The organism is Microbulbifer mixtoriginis (SeqCode) (assembly GCF_052467945.1).
This window is the reverse complement of sequence record NZ_CP174328.1, coordinates 1488373-1508450: the sequence shown is the minus strand read 5'-3', so window position 1 is coordinate 1508450 and position 20078 is coordinate 1488373. Positions and strand designations below refer to the sequence as shown.

18 protein-coding genes are annotated in these 20078 nt (G+C 49.8%); 6 read left to right on the top strand and 12 right to left on the bottom strand.

Annotated elements, in window-relative coordinates; translation table 11 throughout:
• Positions 1–28 precede the first annotated feature (28 nt).
• The 3 genes from prpC to ACJJIJ_RS06665 form a co-directional block, all read right to left on the bottom strand.
• A complete protein-coding gene (prpC, locus tag ACJJIJ_RS06675) occupies positions 29–1156 on the bottom strand; it encodes a bifunctional 2-methylcitrate synthase/citrate synthase (RefSeq protein ID WP_444885078.1) in 1128 nt (375 codons plus the stop codon).
• 98 nt (positions 1157–1254) lie between these two features.
• Entirely contained in the window at positions 1255–2133 is an 879-nt protein-coding gene (prpB, locus tag ACJJIJ_RS06670; protein WP_252085778.1) for a methylisocitrate lyase, read from the bottom strand.
• Between the two features lie 3 nt (positions 2134–2136).
• Positions 2137–2817, bottom strand: a complete 681-nt coding sequence (locus tag ACJJIJ_RS06665) for a GntR family transcriptional regulator (RefSeq protein ID WP_444890418.1) — start codon at positions 2815–2817, stop codon at positions 2137–2139.
• Positions 2818–3122: 305 nt separating this feature from the next.
• On the opposite strand from ACJJIJ_RS06665, the gene ACJJIJ_RS06660 reads away from it, so the two are divergent.
• The gene (locus ACJJIJ_RS06660; RefSeq protein ID WP_252085776.1) at positions 3123–3650 is read left to right on the top strand and encodes a DUF2062 domain-containing protein; all 528 of its coding nucleotides are present in this window, start codon (positions 3123–3125) and stop codon (positions 3648–3650) included.
• Here the strand turns inward: ACJJIJ_RS06660 and ACJJIJ_RS06655 are convergent.
• From ACJJIJ_RS06655 to ACJJIJ_RS06630, 6 genes are all read right to left on the bottom strand, one after another.
• Complete coding sequence (locus tag ACJJIJ_RS06655) at positions 3640–4062, bottom strand: hypothetical protein (protein ID WP_252085775.1); 423 nt, start codon at positions 4060–4062, stop codon at positions 3640–3642. The two genes, ACJJIJ_RS06660 and ACJJIJ_RS06655, sit on opposite strands and share 11 nt — an antisense overlap.
• 10 nt (positions 4063–4072) lie before the next feature.
• Positions 4073–5332, bottom strand: coding sequence for a lipoprotein-releasing ABC transporter permease subunit (locus ACJJIJ_RS06650; protein WP_444939006.1), 1260 nt, complete (start codon positions 5330–5332; stop codon positions 4073–4075).
• Positions 5325–6077 (bottom strand): lipoprotein-releasing ABC transporter ATP-binding protein LolD, encoded by a 753-nt coding sequence (gene lolD, locus ACJJIJ_RS06645; protein WP_444939005.1) that lies wholly within the window; start codon positions 6075–6077, stop codon positions 5325–5327. The genes ACJJIJ_RS06650 and lolD overlap by 8 nt, the downstream gene beginning before the upstream one ends.
• 72 nt (positions 6078–6149) lie before the next feature.
• Positions 6150–7391, bottom strand: coding sequence for a lipoprotein-releasing ABC transporter permease subunit (locus ACJJIJ_RS06640; protein ID WP_444939004.1), 1242 nt, complete (start codon positions 7389–7391; stop codon positions 6150–6152).
• Positions 7392–7442: 51 nt separating this feature from the next.
• Positions 7443–9077: an alpha/beta hydrolase gene (locus tag ACJJIJ_RS06635; protein WP_444939003.1), complete on the bottom strand. Its 1635-nt coding sequence runs from the start codon at positions 9075–9077 to the stop codon at positions 7443–7445.
• A 135-nt stretch (positions 9078–9212) separates the two neighbouring features.
• A complete protein-coding gene (locus tag ACJJIJ_RS06630) occupies positions 9213–10847 on the bottom strand; it encodes an alpha/beta hydrolase (RefSeq protein WP_444939002.1) in 1635 nt (544 codons plus the stop codon).
• A 184-nt stretch (positions 10848–11031) separates the two neighbouring features.
• On the opposite strand from ACJJIJ_RS06630, the gene ACJJIJ_RS06625 reads away from it, so the two are divergent.
• Positions 11032–11328, top strand: a complete 297-nt coding sequence (locus tag ACJJIJ_RS06625; protein WP_252085769.1) for a hypothetical protein — start codon at positions 11032–11034, stop codon at positions 11326–11328.
• Positions 11329–11602: 274 nt separating this feature from the next.
• Positions 11603–13009, top strand: coding sequence for an asparagine--tRNA ligase (asnS, locus tag ACJJIJ_RS06620; protein WP_252085768.1), 1407 nt, complete (start codon positions 11603–11605; stop codon positions 13007–13009).
• A 58-nt stretch (positions 13010–13067) separates the two neighbouring features.
• On the opposite strand, the gene ACJJIJ_RS06615 is transcribed toward asnS, so the two are convergent.
• Positions 13068–15029: a GMC family oxidoreductase gene (locus ACJJIJ_RS06615; RefSeq protein ID WP_252085767.1), complete on the bottom strand. Its 1962-nt coding sequence runs from the start codon at positions 15027–15029 to the stop codon at positions 13068–13070.
• 582 nt (positions 15030–15611) lie between these two features.
• Here ACJJIJ_RS06615 and ACJJIJ_RS06610 point away from each other — a divergent pair.
• The 3 genes from ACJJIJ_RS06610 to ACJJIJ_RS06600 all read left to right on the top strand — a co-directional run bounded on the left by ACJJIJ_RS06610 (position 15612) and on the right by ACJJIJ_RS06600 (position 17364).
• A complete protein-coding gene (locus ACJJIJ_RS06610; RefSeq protein ID WP_252085766.1) occupies positions 15612–15986 on the top strand; it encodes a hypothetical protein in 375 nt (124 codons plus the stop codon).
• 292 nt (positions 15987–16278) lie between these two features.
• Entirely contained in the window at positions 16279–16920 is a 642-nt protein-coding gene (locus ACJJIJ_RS06605; RefSeq protein ID WP_252085765.1) for a hypothetical protein, read from the top strand.
• Positions 16921–17094: 174 nt separating this feature from the next.
• Entirely contained in the window at positions 17095–17364 is a 270-nt protein-coding gene (locus ACJJIJ_RS06600; protein ID WP_252085764.1) for a hypothetical protein, read from the top strand.
• Between the two features lie 108 nt (positions 17365–17472).
• Here the strand turns inward: ACJJIJ_RS06600 and ACJJIJ_RS06595 are convergent, their stop codons facing one another.
• Both ACJJIJ_RS06595 and ACJJIJ_RS06590 read right to left on the bottom strand, forming a co-directional pair.
• Complete coding sequence (locus ACJJIJ_RS06595) at positions 17473–18348, bottom strand: alpha/beta hydrolase (RefSeq protein WP_252085763.1); 876 nt, start codon at positions 18346–18348, stop codon at positions 17473–17475.
• Positions 18349–18707: 359 nt separating this feature from the next.
• Entirely contained in the window at positions 18708–20078 is a 1371-nt protein-coding gene (locus tag ACJJIJ_RS06590) for a M23 family metallopeptidase (RefSeq protein WP_444939001.1), read from the bottom strand.

The following is a 20078-nucleotide window of genomic DNA, read 5'->3' as shown; positions in this document are numbered from 1 at the left end:
GTGCCTCATTTCAATAGTGAAATGAAAATTAACCGCGCTCGGCGATAGGCGGTACTTCGCGCGGTTCGACACCTACATATTCAGCGCTCGGGCGAATAATGCGGTTGTCTGCACGCTGTTCAAATACGTGGGCAGCCCAGCCAGTAACACGCGACATTACAAAAATCGGCGTGAACAATTTGGTGGGAATTCCCATAAAGTGATAAGCGGATGCATGGAAAAAGTCGGCATTACAGAACAACTTTTTCTCGCGCCACATGACTTCTTCGCAGCGTACGGAAACCGGGTACAAGACCTTATCGCCCACATCTTCAGACAGCTTTTCAGACCAGGCTTTGATGATCTCGTTGCGCGGATCGGATTCGCGATAAATCGCATGGCCGAAGCCCATGATTTTCTCTTTGCGCTCCAGCATACCCAGCAGCTCTTTCTCTGCTTCATCCGGGTTGGCAAAACGCTCGATCATTTCCATTGCCGCCTCGTTGGCGCCGCCATGCAGCGGGCCACGCAGAGTGCCGATCGCTCCAGTAATACAGCTAAACAGATCAGACAGAGTAGAGGCACAAACACGCGCAGTGAAAGTGGACGCATTAAACTCGTGCTCTGCGTAGAGGATCAGGGAAACATTCATCACCTGCTCATGCAGGGCATTGGGTTTCTCACCGCGCAGCATATGCAGGAAGTGGCCGCCGATGCTGTCATCGTCGGTATCCGTTTCAATGCGCACGTTGTCGTGGGTGAAACGATACCAGTAGCAAATGATGGAGGGAAAAGCAGCCAGTAAGCGGTTGGCTTTTTCCAGCTGCTGCGCGAAGGACTCTTCCCCTTCCAGGTTGCCCAGCATGGAGCATCCAGTACGCATTACATCCATCGGATGGGCATCGGCGGGAATACGCTCCAGCACTTCTTTCAGTGCTTGCGGCAAACCGCGCATACCTTTTAACAAGGCCTTGTATTCCGCCAACTGGTCGCTGGTGGGCAGCTCCCCGTAGAAAATCAGGTAGGCAACTTCTTCAAACTCGCAGTGTTGGGCCAGGTCTTTGATATCGTAACCGCGGTAAGTGAGGCCGGAGCCGGATTTACCTACCGTGGACAACGCAGTTTTACCCGCAACCTGGCCACGCAAGCCGGCGCCACTCAATGCTTTTTCTGCCATCTTCCTTATCTCCCCTTTGTAGGCACAGTTTCTGTGTTCGTCCGAAAACCGCCATGCAAGCAACCTAACCCGGCATCTCACACGGTTTATAAAGTGAATTACTTCTTGAACAGCTCATCGAGCTTCTGCTCGAATACGTGATAATTGAGGTAGTCGTAAAGCTCCTCGCGGGTCTGCATGGTATCCACTACCGCTTTCTGGTCACCATTTTGCAGAATGCTGGTATACACATTCTCCGCCGCACGGTTCATAGCTCGGAACGCCGACAGCGGATACAGTACGATATCTGCACCGGCTTCGCCCAACTCTTTGGCGTTATAGAGCTCGGTTTTACCAAATTCGGTGATATTCGCCAGAATCGGCACGTTCAGCGCGTCTTTAAATGCGCGATAGTGCTCCAACTTGGTGACAGCTTCCGCAAAAATACCGTCTGCACCAGCTTCGATACAGGCCTGAGCGCGTTCAACAGCGGCATCCAAACCTTCTTGGGCGAAGGCATCAGTGCGGGCCATGATAAAGAAGTCATCATCGGTGCGTGCATCCACGGCAGCTTTGATGCGATCCACCATCTCCTGCTTGGAAACAATCTCTTTATTCGGGCGGTGGCCACAGCGCTTCTGTGCCACCTGATCTTCGATATGCACCGCTGCGGCACCGGCGCGAATCATTTCTTTGACAGTACGGGCGATGTTGAAAGCGCCACCCCAGCCGGTATCAATATCCACCAGCAACGGCAGCTCACTGGCTGCAGTAATACGGCGCACATCCTCTAGCACATTGTCTAGGCTGGTCATACCCAGATCCGGCAGGCCGTAGGAAGCATTGGCAACACCAGCACCGGAAAGGTAAATCGCCTTGTGGCCAATACGCTCGGCCATAATGGCGGAATAGGCGTTTATGGTGCCAACCACTTGAAGCGGTTGGTTCTCGGCAAGGGCGCTGCGGAAACGCGCGCCGGCGGAAGGCTTTTGGCTCATGCTCTACCTCAGTTTATTTTCAATATTCTGCCTGGAAGCACGGATATGTCGGCGCATCAACAGCTCCGCCAATTCACCATCCCCCGCTTCTATGGCTTCGATAATGTGGCTGTGTTCGCGAAAAGCGCGCTGTGCCCTGGGGCTGGCCATGCCCAGCTGGTAGCGATACATACGAACACGGTAATAAAGACGGTTGCACAGGGTGTCGATCAGCAGATCATTCTTCGAGGCCTGCACAATACGGAAATGGAAGTCGAAGTCTCCCTCCGGCTGAAAATACGCCTTACCGGCTTGCAGCTCTTCCTGCTGTTCGTGGCGCGACAACATCTGGCGCAGTTCCAACAGGTCTTCCTCGCTGCGCTGCTCGGCGGCAAGGCGGCAGGCCATGCCCTCCAAAGCTTCGCGCACTTCGTAGAGTTCCAGCAGACCACGCTCACTCAGCTCCACCACACGGGCACCTATGTTTACCCGGCGCTCCAGCAAACCCAGAGACTCCAAACGCATCAAGGCTTCACGCAAACTGCCGCGACTGGCATTGAAGCGGCGGGCCAATTCCGGCTCACTAATCTTGCTGCCTGCAGGTATGCGACCTTCCACAATTTCACCGCGCAAGGTCAAAAACAGGCGCTCAGCCAGGCTCTGATGTGGCTCCCGCAAGGGGCTGTTGGCTCCAGTGACACCCATATGACTTTAACATTGTCGACAATTCTTTGGGATTGCAGACCATAAATGAGTGCGACCTGGGCGTCAACTCGAATCCACATGACTAATTGTTGACAATTAATGGCGTAAAATGACTTCTTTCACGGTAGTAGTTTTGCCATCACTAAGTGGGCATAATAGCGCCCGCGCCAGATACGGCATGCCCTACCACCCTGGGCGCTCTATGCTTATCTGGGGTAGGGAAAAAATCCCGACGAACGAATTTTCCAAACCCCGGTACAGCACTCATTAACAAGGCTGCCAGCACCCAGGTTTCAGATAGAGTTATGCCGAAGAGTATTATCAGGCGATGGCTGCCAAGCCCCGAAGAAATCCGAGCCAAGAATGGGCTCAAGTTTCTGGGGACTCTTCTCCACGATCCCAACCTATTTCACCTGAACCGACACTCAGTTTCAGTCGCCTTTGCCGTTGGCGTGTTCACCAGCTTCCTGCCATTGCCAGGGCAGATGATTATTGCCGCACTGCTCGCTCTATGGCTGCGCTGCAATCTTCCGCTATCGATTATTCTGGTATGGATCAGCAATCCGGTGACTATGCCGGCAATCTTCTACAGCACCTATAAACTGGGCGCATGGATTCTGGGCACGCCCCCGGTGGACTTTGATATCGAGCTCTCTTGGGAGTGGTTGACGGAAGAAGTAGGGAAAATCTGGATGCCGCTGTTTTTTGGCTCAGTGCTGGCGGGGGTTTTCTTTGCCACTATCGCCTATTTTTCTATGCGCGCCCTGTGGCGCTGGCATGTAGTAAAACGCTGGAAGCTACGTATTGAGCGCCGCTCAGCGGTCAGCAGCTAGCCTCACTTCCAAAGCACTTGTCGACCCAACCCAAAGCCGCAGCGCCTGCTGCTATGGCCAGCAATGCTGGCAGGGCATGATCGGTGACAGCCCCCAATGCCAGGGCTACAAAAGTCCCTAGCAAAAAAGATATGGATGCAGCCTTAACCCGACTTCCTGCGGCGGTTAAGGCCACCACCCAAACCACCACCAAGGCAGAGATCATAGCGCCCAGGCAGATCAACCATAGAGGTAAGACCTGCCAACCTGCGGCATAGCACACAGATCCTTCGCGCATACCATCCGGGCAGAAGGTCATTACCCGCCAGCTTTCAAATTTAAGGCTCGCCACAAGAACGAGGACCCAGGCAGTAAGTGCCGCCGGTAGCGGCAGCAGTTTGCGCAAAACATGGAAAGCCTTGCTCGGCACCAATCAAAACCGCCTATTCGTTACGCAGCGCCGCGGCAGGCTGCACACGACTGGCCTGGAACGCAGGATAGAGCGTGGCCAGCAGACTGAGCAGGAAGCCCGCACCAACTACCAAAGCCACATCTGCCCAAGATAGTTCTGATGGCAGATAATCCACCGGATACACATCGGACTTAAGGAACTGAATGCCTAATGTGGATTCAAGGCCCGCCACCAGGTCGGTGACCGCCAGTGAAGCCAGGACCCCCAATACACCGCCAACGAGCGCGCCAACTAATCCCACTAACGCCCCCTGACTGACAAAGGTGAGGAGAATCTGCCGTGTGCTAGCGCCCATTGTGCGCAGAATGGCGATATCCGAGTGCTTGTCGATTACCACCATCACCAAAGTCGAGACCACATTAAAAGCGGCAATGGCAATGATCAGCAGCACCAGCAACCCCACCAGATTGCGGGACATCTGGATCGCTTGGTAGAGATTACCGTGGGTGCGACTCCAATCAGTACCGTAATAGCCATCGCGAGGCAGGTCTTTCAAAAGTCGCCGCATAATCCAGTTGGCTTCCAGCATTTCGTTCACACGTAACTGGATGCCGGCGCCACCCTTTTGGCCAGCCAGGCCCTGGGCCTGCTCCCAGGAAACCAGGGCCAACGATTGATCCAGAACTGTCCCAGAATGAAAGACCTCCGCCACCTTGAAACCGGCCACACGAGCGGCGCGGCGGCTACCCGAGGCAGCATCGTTATTGGGCACTATCAAAGACAGGTAATCGCCCTGCTCCACTCCCAGTTTTTCTGCGATTCCGCGCCCGAGAATTACTCCCGGCTCGGAATCATCAAGCATGGCTGAGAAAGCATTGGGGCTGAGGAAATCATTAATATTCGATACATTGACGATGGTGTCCGGATTTACGCCCTGCACCAACAGTGGTGTAACCTCACTGCCACGACGAGCCAGTGCGTTCACCTGCCAAACTTCCGCCGCGGACTCCACCTCAGCATCCGCCGCCAGCTGATCGCGCAGAGCAGGCCAATCCACCGCCACAGTGGCGTTATAGATAGTCGCGTGGGGCATGATGCCAAGAATACGCTCACGCAGCTCGCGATCGAAGCCATTCATTACCGACATCACCACGATCATCAAGGCAACGCCGAGAATCAGACCAATCATCGACAGGCCGGAAATAAATGACACAAGGCCTACGGAGTCATCGCTGCGGCGCTGGGCCCCGGCATAGCGCAGGCCGATAAAGGCTGGGAGTGGCTTAAACATGATCACCTTGGTGCCAATCACTGAGAAGCTCGCCATCCACTAGGTGCAAGCAGCGATCCAGGGCTGCGGCAAGGTCCGGGTCATGGGTGACAATCACAAAGCTGATACCCATCTCCTGATTGAGTCGGTCCATCAATTTGTGAATCTCCCCTGCCGTGGTTCTATCCAGGTTGCCGGTGGGCTCATCCATCAGCACACAGGCAGGGCGAGTCACCAGCGCCCTCGCAATCGCTACACGCTGGCGTTCTCCCCCGGAGAGCTGCGAAGGCTTATGATCAACCCTCTCACCCAGGCCTACCGCTTCCAGCATGGATTTGGCCTCGGTCCGTGCATTGGTCACGCTGTGCTTACCGATCAGCAGTGGCATTGCCACATTTTCCAAGGCACTGAATTCATTGAGCAGGTGGTGAAACTGGTAGACAAAACCGAGACTGCTATTACGCAACCAGCCGCGCTCATTGGCATTGAGTGTCGCCAGGTTCTGACCGGCCACCCAAACCTCTCCACTACTCGGCGTATCCAACCCGCCGAGTAAGTTGAGCAAGGTGGATTTGCCGGAGCCCGAGGCCCCCACGATGGCAAGCTTCTCACCCCGCTCTACTTGCAACTCCACACCACGCAGAACCTCAAGATCTCTGCCGCCCTGGCGATAGCTCTTGCGCAGCTGGCGGCAGGCCAGGACAGCATCACCGGGAGCCGTTGCCGGCCTCGCCTTCTCAGTGTCTATTTCCACTCGACTATTCATCAATATTTGCCGCTTCCAAATTCTGAGAAATCACTTTAGATGTTGATCGTATCTATATGATTTATATGACAATTATTCGTAACGCAAAGCTTCCGCTGGCTCGATTTGGGCCGCCCGCCATGCGGGCAGCAGTGTCGCTAATAAACTCATACAGATAGCGGCGGATAAGACTACCACTGCATCGCCAACACGAAACTCCGATGGCAAATAGCTCACGAAAAATACCCGCGGATCAAAAATCTTGGCGCCCAAAAGGTTTTCCATCCAGCTCACCATCTCGGTGAGATTGAGCGCGATTAGGATACCCAGTAAGGCGCCAGCAAATGCGCCTATCAGCCCGATCGCACTGCCCTGGACAACGAACACTGCCATTATTTGGCGTGAAGTGAGCCCAAGGGTTCTGAGCACGGCGATATCGGAGCGCTTGTCCGCCACCATCAGCACCAGGGCCGAGACAATATTAAAAGCCGCTACGGCTACGATGATCATCAACATTAAAGTGACCACCGTCTTCTCCATCTTCACCGCCTGAAACAGGCTTCCCTGGGAATGGCTCCAATCCTCACCACTAAAACCCTCTCCGAGGGCCGCGGCGTAGGGCTCAACCCTACCCAGAGCATTATCCATATCGTCAAAACGCAGCTGTAATCCCTGCACCCTGCCGGACATGCGCATTAATCGGGCTGCATCCTCTACATTCATCAATGCCACATTTTGGTCCACCTGAGCGCCTACCGAGAAAACTCCGGCGACGGTAAAGCGTTTGGTGCGTGGGAAGATACCAGCGGGAGTTACTGCCACCTCGGGCAGGGTCAGAGTGACAGACTCGCCGGGCAGCACATTGAGCTGCTGGGCGAGAATACGGCCGAGCACTATTTGGTAACTGCGGGGCTGTAACTCATCCAGGCTGCCCATCACCATGTGTTCGCCCACTTCAGAGACATCGCGTAGGGCCTTGGGATCTACACCTTGGAACTCGACCCCGTGGCTATCGCCGTAGGCGCTCAACAGGGCAAACCCTTTTACAAAGGGACTCACCGCCTCCACATGGGGCTGCTGTTCAAGCTTCTGAGCCACGCCCTGCCACTCTTGCAAGCCGCCTTCGCGCTCGATAAAACCGTGGGGAACCACGCTCAATATTCGCGTTTTCAACTCACGATCGAAGCCGTTCATCACAGAAGTCACGACGATCAAGGCAAGAACGCCCAACGCCATGCCAATCAGGGAGAAGCCATTAATAAAGGAAATGAACTGCTGCCTGCGGCGGGCAGCCACATATCTCAGGCCAATAAAAAGGGGGACAGGTTTTAACATAGAGCCGATTTAAACGGAAAATAGTCAAGAAATCCAAGGATTTAGACAACTTCAGCGCTTGGGAAAAATTTTTAGCTTAGCCCGCAGGCGCTGCAGCTCTGCCTCGCTCCAATCCGGAGGCTCGGTCAGGGCAATCCAGGCGAGCGTGTATCCTGCTGCCGAATAGCGGTGTCCGAAATCCCGTGGTGTGACCCCTACATTAAAGTCCGCTAACAGCTGCAACATAGTGACAACAGGGAACCAGCGAAGGTCCGGAGACACATCGGGCCCTCTGGGGCGCTCCAGCCAGTCAGGTCTGCGAAACGCCCAGCGAAAGTCAAAAAAGACAATCGGATCACTCGCATGCTGCAGGAAGGCGATACGGAATCTACCCCAGGGCTTCTGCCCCAAATAACCACCGTACTGATTTCCAAAGCGCACCACCTCTCCCCCTTTAAACTGGGGGAGCCAAGCGGGAGTGCCGGGATCACGATTATCGGTAATCATTCTCCAGGACCGCATACTAAACGGAGGGCCAGCCCAAAGAGCACCATTAATGGGGCTATCAATCACATCGTAGAACTGAAAGGAGTCTTCAGAGAGCTTGGCTCCTAAACTTAGCCCGTATAGATAAAGTCTGGGGCGAGTGTTTACCGGTAGCTCCTCCCAGTAATCGTAAATCACCTTGAACAGTATGCGAGCGGATGTTCTGATCGACTGAGCATCTGTAAACAATACGATGGGGCCCGGTAAATACGAGTACTGTACGGCCACTGTAGCTACATCTCCTCGGTACAGAAATTCAAGAGAATTCACTGCCCCTGGGTCGATCCAGCCATCCCCAACCGGGGTTGCAATCAGCAAAATTTCTCGCTCAAACGCCTTTACGCGCTTCAACTCTTCAAGTGCCAATAGTGCACGCTGCTGTGGCGTGTCTGCTGAGTGCACTCCCACATAAACTCGAATGGGGTCCATGCCCTCCCCTGCAACCTCCCGAATATCCTCCGCAGATGGCCCAAGAGACAAAAATCGGCGCCCCTCATGTCCCAACCTATCCCAGGCAAGTAGCGAGTTCGCTCCACCTGACTTGCTGGGATCTTGCGGAGGCGGCAAGTTCGCAACAACAATCAGATCCAGCTTTTCATAGATAAGTGAGACTGCATAGAGGCCCGACTGCAACAACACTCCATTCAACACACTCCAATAAAGTAGCAACGCGACAAGCAGCCCAGTAAGGGCTGCCACCCTTGGAGGGATGGTCTTTTCTAAACGGGCAGATACGCGCAAAACCACCCTGAGAAAGCCTTTGCCTGCCCATCTAAAGAGCAGGAATACGCAGAGCGCAACAACACCAATCGTAATTGGGGCGACGCCAGAAATTGCCGGCATGCCCATCAATGAGCGCACTGAATTCTGCCACTCCGTCCCCTGCCTAAGAAAAACTAAAATAAGGCTGACACCCAAAATAATTATCAGCCCCCTCAGTATTTGTCGCTGCCGATGGTCTAGCGGGATATCGGGAACCACCAAATACTTCCAAACATAGCGGACCAGCACAGACAGTGAATATCCAACGGTGAATGAAAAACCGGAAAGAATACCCTGCACATAGGCATTGCGAGGAATCAAAGAAGGAGTGAGGCTCAGAGCGAAGAATATCGCGCCCAACAGTAAACCTGAAATTGAGAAAGCGGTTAATTTTTGCATTCATGCCGCCGATAAGCTTGAGCCCCAGATCAAAATGGCTTGTGCCAACTTCTCACCGAACAGCCCCATGTAACCCAATAAACAGCCAGAAATGTTTTTGATCTTGAAAGAGTACCTTCTTACGGCAGACCGCACTCAACGCACTGGATAAGTTCTGAGCTTTTCCCGTAGACGCTTTAACTCCTCGTCACTCCAGTCGGGCGGCTCGGTTAACGCCATCCAGGCGAGGACATACCCTTCAGGTGCATAGCGGTGTCCGAACCCCAGTGGCGCAATCCCCAAGTTTAGGTCTGCCAGTAGTTGCAGCATGGTCACTATGGGAAACCAGTAGAGGTCTGGAGAGACATCCGGCCCTCGTGGGCGCTCCAACCAATCCGGCATTTGAAACATCCAACGCAGATCAAAAAAGACTATTGGATCACTGGCGTGCTGCAAAAAGGCGATTCGAAAGCTTCCCCAGGGTTCCTGCCCTAAATAACCGCCATATTGATTACCAAAACGAACAACCTCTCCCCCCTTAAACTGCGGTAGCCAGGCTGGGGTTCCGGGGTCGCGACTATCCGTGATGATGCGCCAGATGCCTGTGCCAAATGGCGGCCCTGCCCAGAGTACGCCATCGATAGGATCATCAATAATGTCATAAAAATCAAAGGAGGCTTCTGATAACTGAGCACCGAGACTCAAGCCAAAGAGGTACAGCCTTGGGCGAGTTTCAACTGGCAGTTCCTCCCAGTATTCGTAGATCACCTTAAACAAAGCCCTGGCGGAATCCAGCCCATATTGATTATCTGTTAATAATGCAATCGGGCTTGGCAAAAAGGAGTATTGGGTAGCGACGGTAGCCACATCCCCTCGATAAAGAAATTCCAGGGAGTTTATAGCCCCAGGATCTAACCAGCCTTCGCCAGTGGGTGTCGCAATTAGCAATATCTCTCTATCGAATGCATTGAGGCGCTTTAGTTCAGCAAGTGCCAGGAAGGCTCTTTGCAATGGCGTTTCTGCAGCCCGCAAGCCTACAAAGACCCTTATCGGCTCTTTACCTAACCCGGCAACCTCACGGATATCCTCCACAGAGGGGCCAAGGGTTAAAAAGCGACGCCCCTGATGCCCGACACTTTTCCAAGTTAATAGAGAGTCCGCACCGCCAACCTTGTCGGGGTCCTCAGGTGCCTTCAGCCCTTCTGCAATTGCCTGATCATGTTTTTCCCAAATGACCGAGACAATATGCACTCCTACCTTCAGGAGCACCCCATTTAGAATGCCCCAGTAAAGTGCCACTGCCACCAGCAGCCCAATGAGCAAAGCCACCCTTTCAGGAATATGCACGGATAGATACTTGGTAACAGCATGAATGACTCGGCGAAACCCTTTACCCATCACCCAGAATGTGAGAAAGACCAGCAGGGCCACGGACCCCACGGTAAAGGGCCCGATCCCGGTAACCGGCTGCATACCCATCAAGGCCCGCACCGAGTTCTGCCAGTGCGCCCCCTGCCAAAGAAAAATAATGATCAGGCATATGCAGGCAACCAGCGCTAAGCGTTTAAGCACTCTGCGCACCCCAGGACTGAGAGGAATGTCGGGAAGCTCAAAGTAATTCCACAGCCAGTGCATAAACAAGCCGATCACATAGCCAAAAGTGAAGGAGGTTCCGGCGAGAACACCTTGCATGAGGGCAGTGCGTGGAATCAGAGAGGGCGTAAGAGAGAGAGCAAAGAGAATAGCGCCAAGCAATAGCCCCAGAACTGAGAAGGTTTTTGAGAGTCGCATCCATGCCCGCCCACAGGACTAAGCCCAATGGTCAGCCTAGCACACACATACCCTCCTTCCCCGGACCTTTTTCCCCTGCAAGGCGCCTTCTTCGGTATAAAAACGTGAAGAAGTCCAAGTGTTTTGGCATTTTTTCTGTTTTAATGGCCCGGCGTATTCGAACACCTAAATCGGAGAACAATAAATGTTCAGCAGAAATCGCAACGGAGTGGCCCAGATCGCTGGTACCGTGGCACTTCTTTTGGCATTTGGCGCCCAGGCAAAAACCCTGGAGATTCCTGTAGGCTCCCAGGGCGCAGAGCTGTCCTTTGGTGAAGCTCGCGGCATGAAGAAAAACGATATCAGCACGCGCCTTGGTGAGCCCCTCAGTATTATGGGCCCCGTCGGCGAGCCCGCTATCACCCGCTGGGAATACAACGACTTCTATGTCTTCTTTGAGCGAGACACAGTACTGCACACGGTGAAGAAGCCGCGCGGCTAGGCCCGTGCGATTTTGGGGCAGGTATCGAATCCAAGCCCCACTCCCTCTTTCCGCAAGCCGCCAAGCGCTTTCTTTACCCACGCAATCCTGATGCTTTTCAATGGCGCCACCCAAATAGGCCCCTATCCCGGCAAGCTTTCAAATTGCCAAGGGACTGGATTTCCCCTCAGCAACAGGTCAATATGCCCGCCGTAACTTCACCTTGGTGGCGTGGTCAGCTTTTAGGCAAGCCGGCAGAACACCACCTTCAGGACTAGCGAGAAACCGATAGAAAATGACAGTAAAAGTCGAATCCGTAGATAGCCTATTAAAATCCACCGGCCGTGAGGGCGAAGAAGTTCGCGTACAGGGCTGGATCAGAACCCGTCGCGACTCCAAAGCCGGTCTTTCTTTCCTGGCAGTACACGACGGCAGTTGCTTTGACCCTATTCAGGTCATTGCCGAGAATCATCTGCACAATTACCAGTCTGAAGTGCAGCGCCTGACCACCGGCTGTGCAGTGGATATTGTTGGAACCGTCAAGCCTTCAGAAGGCAAGGGCCAATCGATCGAGTTGTTAGCTTCTGAAGTTCAAGTGGTCGGCTGGGTAGAAGACCCGGACACCTACCCAATGTCCCCCAAACGCCACACCATGGAGCACCTACGCGAACACGCGCATCTACGCGTCCGTACTAATGTCAGCGGCGCGGTGGCTCGAGTTCGCAACTGTATCGCTCAGGCGATTCATCGCTTCTACCACGAGAACGGCTTTAACTACGTACACACGCCCATTCTCACCGCCTCTGACTGTGAGGGCGCCGGAGAAATGTTCCGGGTTAGCACTCTGGATATGGAAAACCTGCCACGCAACGAGCAGGGCGCTATCGATTACAGTAAGGACTTTTTTGGCGAGGAGAGCTTCCTTACCGTATCTGGCCAGCTGAATGTTGAGAGCTACTGTCTGGCCCTATCCAAGGTTTACACCTTTGGCCCCACCTTCCGTGCGGAGAACTCCAACACCACTCGCCACCTAGCCGAGTTCTGGATGGTAGAGCCGGAAGTGGCTTTTGCCGATCTGGCCGATATCGCTGATCTATCTGAGCAAATGCTGAAGTACATCTTCAAAGCCGTACTGGAAGAACGTGCCGACGATATGGCCTTCTTCGCCCAGCGCATCGATAAAGAGGCCATCAGCCGCCTGGAGAACATCATCGAGAATGATTTCGCTCGCATCAACTACTCCGATGCCATCGAAATCCTGGAAAACTGTAAAGAGAAGTTCGAATTCCCCGTCTCTTGGGGCATAGACTTGGCCTCTGAGCACGAACGCTACCTGGCTGAGAAACACTTCAAGAAGCCAGTGATTGTTCTGAACTATCCGAAGGATATCAAAGCCTTCTATATGCGTATGAACGATGACGGTAAAACTGTAGCCGCCATGGATGTACTGGCACCGGGTATCGGTGAAATTATCGGCGGTGCCCAGCGTGAAGAACGCCTTGAGAAGCTCGACGAACGCATGGATGAAATGAACATCCCCAAAGATCACCTCGACTGGTATCGCGACCTGCGCCGCTACGGCACAGTGCCTCACGCAGGCTTTGGTCTGGGCTTCGATCGCATCGTGTCTTACGTAACTGGCATGGGTAACATCCGCGATGTTATCCCCTTCCCGCGCACACCAAAGAACATCTCGTTCTAATTAAAAAGCCCCGCTCTGCGGGGCTTTTTCTTTTTCAACCTGGGTTTAGCAGGCCCTATCAGGCAATCTGGCCCGTTGCCGCCGCAATAATATCATCGCTAGCTTTTTCACTAATCATATACACCGGCACCACGATAAAGAAGCCCGGAATACGTGGAAATACCGAAGCATCCACCACTCGTAAATTATTGGTGCCATGTACCCGAAATTTACTATCCACTACTGCCATTGGATCACTGGCTGGCCCCATTTTATTGGAACAGGAAGCGTGGTGACCCCATGCCTGATTTTTAACAAACTGACCGATTTGCTCATCGGTCTGCACATCTCCACCGGGCAATAACTCCCTGGCTACCTGCTGGCCAACGATAGGGGCCGACATAATATCCCGGGATATTTTTACACCCTCGACTACCGCCTGTAAGTCTTTTTCATAATCACCACTACCCTCATCAAAATAGTGAAAATTAATCTCTGGGGTGTCCTGCGGATTGGCAGAGCGCAAAGTTACCCGCCCAGCCGTATTATTAGTATGACCTTTAAGTACGATCCAGGAGAAGCGATCTTTGTAGTCCCTTAGCGCCTGAGAATAACCGGGGTAATAACCGTGGAAATCAGAGGGCGCTCCAAAAATAAACAAATCAGGATCTGGTAGGTCGGGGTGGGAGCGCTTCACCAAAGACAGTACTGGACCATTGCCACTGTAGGGGCCTTTATTCAGCCAACCGTAGCGATATCGATTCAGACAGGGATCACCCTGCTCGCCCCAGGTACAATCCTTGAGAAGGGCCAAATCCTCGGTCATCTCACTAACAATGCCGACTTCGTAGCGATCCTGCAAGTTTTCACCTACACCCGGCAAGTCAACTATCTGATCAATTCCGTGCTGAAAAAGCTCTTGGCTAGGACCCACTCCGGATAATTTCAGCAGCTGAGGACTATTGAATGCCCCTCCCGAAAGAATCACCTCCCTACTCGCCCTCACCTGCCGCATAGTACCAATGGAGCCGGCATCATCGTGATAAGGGTCAGCCTTATAGAGGTTCGCCCCCTCCATAAACTCCACCCCAATAGCCGTTTTACCTTCAAACATCACCCTTGTTGCCAGCGCATTGGTGCGAATATGTAACAGGTTTGGATAGCGACTCTGGGTATCCAAAAGGTGCTCCCGTACGCTCTTGCGACGACTCCTGCTATCTGCAGCCATCGGGGCAATAAAAGGCCCCTCCTCTCCCGAGGCCACATCCCAGTGATTGATATCTAAGCGTAGGTTTCCAGAAATAATCTGTTCAAGGGCTCCCTCCAGTCCGTATTTCGCCAATGCTGCCTTGACGATTTTTAATATTGCCGGGTCTTCCAACAGCAAAGCCGGATTACCTCTGTTAGTAGGAAGCCATCCATCAAAACCATGGCGAGAGGGATTCGAAAAAATTGGACGGGAAACATATTGGCATCGCTCAAGCCGCTCAAAATATCGCCGCATATTGCTGCTGCCCCAAGAACTATCTCCTGTCGCTTGAGCAATACGGTCAAAGTCATTGTTGTGGGGATAGACAGTAATCAGCGCATGGTGTGTCGTACAGCCCCCTATAGTACTAGCCCGCGGATATAAAACACCTTTACCTGGAATATACTTATCATCCAGCTGTTGTTGATTAAAATCCGCGTAATGCTTAATAAAGAAATCCCAGCTCAGCTTGCGGTCTTCTGACGCAAAAGGGTGCCAAGCGGGAATATTATGTGTGTCATCACTAGGGTCATTGGCCCCCGCCTCAAGCACCAATACCGAAAAGCCCGCCTTTGCCAGGTTTGCCGCTAATGGACCCCCTCCCGCACCAGAACCAACAATTACGTAATCATAAACATCATAAAACTGATTTGAACTACCCGAAAATGCAGAGCCAAACCCAGAAGCAACAGCACCTGCTGCCAAGCCCATTTGAAGGGCGCGCTTGGTAAAAGTTCTTCGGTCAATGCCTGCTAGATGATTTTTTTTCTCCGGCGTTTTCTTCTTATCCATATTAGTTATTCGCTCTAATGTTTTAAAGGCTGCACGACGCACGCTAAGGGATGAAACAGATACAATCTAAAAAACCAATACTAATTATTTAACTCTAAAGCTTTTCAAGCCTATCTAGAACGTATTTTTAAGCAACCAGTAAAATCTCGTTTTAAAACGAGCATCGCAAAATGTCAGCACAATGAGTTATAACAAACTAAGCCTTTTCGCCACCCAGAACTCCAATCTCAACCCCAAGAGAACCTTCTCCAACAACGCCTCTATCAAAGCCATTACCCTCATAAACTGGAATTTTTGATTAACTTGCGAGTTGAACTCCCCCGGAGTTACAAAAGGCGACAAAATGTGAACTAGTGTGAACTTTACACTCGCCAATTATCGAATTTTATAAAATATAACAGTTAAACAATCGTACTTGTTGCGCCAAACACCAAGCCACAGTTATGATTCAAGTCATGAAGCAAAAAAATTAAAAAAAACACTTCTGCTTTCAAAAAAGCAGAGAAGATAAAAAGCTTCTGAATTAGCAACTATCAACAGCTATTGACCAATGGCCAAATTGGTTTTAAAAGGGAGAAAGAGATGTCCCTCAGAGAAATCTATATTGACTCCAATTCCTTACCAAAATTTGGTTATTCCAGAGAGGAGGATGTCAATATGCTGATATCTAATCTGGATACTACCTTTCTAAATAATATCAGCATCGTTATTGCAAACGGAAAAGGAATAAGAATCTTCGACCAAGAGAGCATTAATCAATCAACGCTCATCGGATGGGTCTGTCGCTTCCCTGCCGGAACAACCCCTCCAAACGGCCTAAGAATTACTGAGCAAGGCCCTGGGCAATATTACATTTCCCCTGAAAGAAATATGACAGCAACACGTTTTATCGAACTGCTAAAAGAAATGTCTCTGAAAGCAATAACTCTTTTCAAAAGAGCCGATAAAGCCATTTAGTGCTATTAAACACAAGCAAGCAAACCAATAACAATCGAAGGTCTTTACTGCCTACAGACTTACTAAATAATACTGTAGGCAAAAATTAAAAAAGGCTTTTCCCTGAAGATTTTATTTAATCCACTCTCTTTTAATTTACCTTAACTGTAAGTAATACTAAAGAAGTGGCCACTTAAACATTCCTTTTGAAAATAACTACGGATTTAAATCAACATCAATTCGTTTTGCCTTAAAAAACCACCTTAAAAAGAACCCAATAGAAACAACCCCCTATATTGAAGGAGAATACGCTATGCCCAATCAAGTCCGGAGTCGCACTACTGCTACCAGTTGCAATGACATGCTCGCCGATCTGAGCACCGCTCTGGGAGTACCTCAAGCCAATATGCGTTGTATAGGTGTTATGATACAAGCAGGTAAAACCCTAACGTCATTTAGTAATTTTAAGAAGACCATAGGCGGTGGACATGTATCACCATTTGTTGTGGACGCCAACGGATTACAGAGCTGGGACGAAGTCTGCGACAGCAGCTGGCAAACCTGGGCACAAAACTCTGCCACTGGTGAAACCCATGGGACTGTAAATGATGTTATGTTCTACCCAAGCTCAGCAAATGACATCACTATCTATGTACACCCTGCTACAAATACCGAAGTAGCAACTGTTGTAAATAGAGCCCAACAGCTCTTGAACGCCACCAATCTTGTTTATAACCACAACCCAACTCTTACCTCCAGCTTTCCCACAAGTGGAGACTGCGTTACCAAGAGTGCCTGGGTAATGGGGGCCTTCTCCTATTCAAAACCTATGCAAGGTGCAGTAACTCCCTGGGGACAAGCGGTAATCTATGAAGCCTACACATCACCAGTTAACTTTATGAGTAAATGGGTTAAGATTAAAAACAAGGGCTGTAAGCTTGGTGTGATGAACTAATATCTGGCTATAAGATAAATTCTTTATCAAGGCACCTGCACCTATAACCCGGCGAAGAGTTAGGCAAGTTCTGTTCTCTTTTGCCGGGCCTCTAACTGACCACATCGAAGAGAAGTGTTCGATGCTATAGTTAGTCCAGACGCCCCCTAATAACCACTGCTTGAGGAATATCTAATGGTTTACCTCTTTATGCAGGCCTCAGTGAAAGATTTTGATAAATGGCAGAGAGTCCTTATAGACTTCATGCCAATTTTAAAGCGAATGGGCAGTACAAATACATCAGTGTATCAAGAAATAGGCAGCCCCAATAATGTGACCGTGATTCATGAATTCACCTCCAAGGTGAAAGCTGAAGCATTCGTGAACAGTAACGAGTTACATGACTCCCGAAAAGAGGCTGAAGTCATAGGTACACCTAAGATTTGGTATACCGAAATGCTATAAAAAGACTAGCTTCATATACACACCAAGGTGCCCTCCACTACTTAGGTTTCACCTATTTACTTTGAGCAGATGATCAAAGAGCTTACCTGAATTCAATGTCGTGATGCATTAGTGCATCTTCCACTGATCCTGATAAAGCCACCTTAAACCTTTTGCCAAGCCAATTGGAAAGGTTGAATAGTGATCAGCCCCGCTTACCACCTCATCATTGAGAGACATACCCTGATAATTTCGTGAACGCAAACGCCCAACAAAGGCCTTGTGACCGCCCACCATGTCATGATTCATCCTCCCGTTTTCTTGAGTCTCCAGAGCACCAGTTGCAAGGTAAATATTTGCACTTAATGACTTATTCCTTTTTGAATACGCCTCCTCAACATCAAAAATCATTTCATTTTTATACCAAAGCGATGGGCTAGTGAGAATATAACTGGAAAACAGATCCGGCTTATTCAACAATACCCAGGCTCCAAATGACCCGCCTAAAGACTGACCAGCCAAGATTCTTTTTATAGGATTTGTACGATAATTTTTCTCTACAAACGGGATAACCTCTCCCTCAATAAACCTAAGATATTCTGGAGCACCGCCGGTCTTGTAGCGCCTCCAACTTTTATCAACCACCGGGGTAAGATCCCGCACTCGACTAAACTGTCCCAGCTCCCCTTGCGCAAAAGAGATACCGATTACAATCGCCTTATTCATACTTTTCAGATGTGTCACACCTGCAGCAACTTTGAAAGTATAAGGGCCATCATTTAGATAAAGGGTGGGATAAGTTTGATCACTCTGAGAATCATCATAATAGCCAGCAGGCGTTTTAATGTATAAATCATATTTTCGCCCTAATATTTTTGAATGAATTGTAAAAACCTCAGAATTATCTAGCTCAAAAGCTCCAGGCTTGGGAACAACAAGTTCTTCAGCCAGCGCAGGAACGGAACATAGGAATAACACGACTACAATATATTTTAACTTATACACACCCTACTCCTCAGAGTTTACTTTTATACTCTAAAAACTTTTTCCTACCCAAATAGCAATCAGATCATAAAAGCATCAATTACCACAGGTATATGAGAGACACGCGGCATAGAAGCGAAAATAAAAAATTACTTGGCAACAAGTAAGGAGTTTAGATTTTTATATCCAACCGAGACAATTATCTCACTCAAAGGTAAATCTCAGGTCTCTGCTTTCCTACTCTCATTATTAATAAACGATCACTATCGGAACCAAACATGCAGTACAGCTAAGCTCAAGCTCTGCCACCCACGTAAGATAGAAAAATGCTCTATCATTTATACTGGGCCCCTAGCTCAAACAAACAAATAAATAATCTTTCAGCTTTTAAGTGCCTTGTAGACCCTTAAGGTTTCATCTACCGCCTCAACAAATTCATAAAAGCGCTCCAAACTTTTTCCTGTTAAACGATCAGAAGTAGGAAGATCCAATCTAAGTGGATCTATTGCTTTACCATTTTTATGAATTTCATAATGTAAATGCCGCCCCTTAACCCTACCTGTAGCCCCGAGATAACCTATCACCTGCCCTTGCTTCACTTTCATACCGGCCTTGACACCCTTGGCATAACCTTTAAGGTGCGCATAAATAGTTTGAATACCCGATTTGTGGACAATGCGAATATAATTTCCAAAGCTACCAAAGTAAGAGGCCCTTTCTATAGTGCCATCTCCAGCGGCAAGTATTGGTGTACCTGATGGAGCACCAAAGTCAAGGCCATTATGCATTCTTGTATACCCCAATACTGGATGTTTGCGTCTGCCGTAATATGATGATAGACGTGCATTCTTTAATGGGGTCTTCATAAGGAAGCTTCTTGAGCTTTTTCCACTAGGGTCCAAGTAATCAACAACGCCTGACTCACGATCTTCATAGCGATAAAGGGAAACGAAATCACTTTCTAGAGAAATCTTAGCAACATGTATTGCATTGAAAACTTCATCACCCTCTATATCATCCCTCAAAGTACTATAAAAGATGGAAAAGCGATCACCTGAACGAATCTCACGCTGAAAATCTATCTCGTAACTTAAAATTTCATTCAGCTTAGTCAGTATCGCATTATTCAAACCAAGCTGTAGACCAGACTTATATAAGCTACCTGTAATCTCACCTTCCACATAATGTTTTTGCAAAGTAGTTGGGTTTTTCTTCTTGATAACGATGAGTTTTTGACTAGATTTCTTAATCTCTAGACTCTCAGCAAATGCCAATTTCACCCCAACACTTTGAAACCGTAATTGCTCATCAAAAGTTAATTGAAAAACCTTCCCCACTGGTATTGCATTGACATCAAAGTGCTCAGATAAAAGCTGTATGACTCTATATGCATCCTTATAACCAACGGAGTTTTCAATAAGCAAGGATAACAAACCCTGATTTTTAGCAAGCGATACGGACTTTATTCGGTCATATTTATTGGTAACAAGGGATACACCACCCATTTCAGACTCATCAATTTGAGTATTTTCCACCCTCAAATAGAACCTATCCGTTTTTGCCGAATAAAATATAGACAGAACATCTTCATTAAGCTTAAAGACACTCTCTTTCTGATCAAAAGACTTTGCCTGCAGTACCTTTGGGTATAGCAGCACCATCATTAGAATATAAATCAATTTAAGAGTAATACTGCCAAAAGAAAACGGTATTCTTTCAGAATCAGCATTTCCAACTAGATACTTTTTCAT

Bases quoted from the DNA above. Each gene is read 5' to 3' on its own strand.
- ACJJIJ_RS06640 (WP_444939004.1), bottom strand. From the start codon at position 7,391: ATGTTAAAACCTGTCCCCCTTTTTATTGGCCTGAGATATGTGGCTGCC.
- prpC (WP_444885078.1), bottom strand. From the start codon at position 1,156: ATGGCAGAAAAAGCATTGAGTGGCGCCGGCTTGCGTGGCCAGGTTGCG.
- ACJJIJ_RS06650 (WP_444939006.1), bottom strand. From the start codon at position 5,332: ATGTTTAAGCCACTCCCAGCCTTTATCGGCCTGCGCTATGCCGGGGCC.
- ACJJIJ_RS06665 (WP_444890418.1), bottom strand. From the start codon at position 2,817: ATGGGTGTCACTGGAGCCAACAGCCCCTTGCGGGAGCCACATCAGAGC.
- ACJJIJ_RS06635 (WP_444939003.1), bottom strand. From the start codon at position 9,077: ATGCAAAAATTAACCGCTTTCTCAATTTCAGGTTTACTGTTGGGCGCG.
- ACJJIJ_RS06630 (WP_444939002.1), bottom strand. From the start codon at position 10,847: ATGCGACTCTCAAAAACCTTCTCAGTTCTGGGGCTATTGCTTGGCGCT.
- ACJJIJ_RS06625 (WP_252085769.1), top strand. From the start codon at position 11,032: ATGTTCAGCAGAAATCGCAACGGAGTGGCCCAGATCGCTGGTACCGTG.
- prpB (WP_252085778.1), bottom strand. From the start codon at position 2,133: ATGAGCCAAAAGCCTTCCGCCGGCGCGCGTTTCCGCAGCGCCCTTGCC.
- lolD (WP_444939005.1), bottom strand. From the start codon at position 6,077: ATGAATAGTCGAGTGGAAATAGACACTGAGAAGGCGAGGCCGGCAACG.
- ACJJIJ_RS06590 (WP_444939001.1), bottom strand. From the start codon at position 20,078: ATGAAAAAGTATCTAGTTGGAAATGCTGATTCTGAAAGAATACCGTTT.
- asnS (WP_252085768.1), top strand. From the start codon at position 11,603: ATGACAGTAAAAGTCGAATCCGTAGATAGCCTATTAAAATCCACCGGC.
- ACJJIJ_RS06605 (WP_252085765.1), top strand. From the start codon at position 16,279: ATGCCCAATCAAGTCCGGAGTCGCACTACTGCTACCAGTTGCAATGAC.
- ACJJIJ_RS06600 (WP_252085764.1), top strand. From the start codon at position 17,095: ATGGTTTACCTCTTTATGCAGGCCTCAGTGAAAGATTTTGATAAATGG.
- ACJJIJ_RS06610 (WP_252085766.1), top strand. From the start codon at position 15,612: ATGTCCCTCAGAGAAATCTATATTGACTCCAATTCCTTACCAAAATTT.
- ACJJIJ_RS06660 (WP_252085776.1), top strand. From the start codon at position 3,123: ATGCCGAAGAGTATTATCAGGCGATGGCTGCCAAGCCCCGAAGAAATC.
- ACJJIJ_RS06615 (WP_252085767.1), bottom strand. From the start codon at position 15,029: ATGGATAAGAAGAAAACGCCGGAGAAAAAAAATCATCTAGCAGGCATT.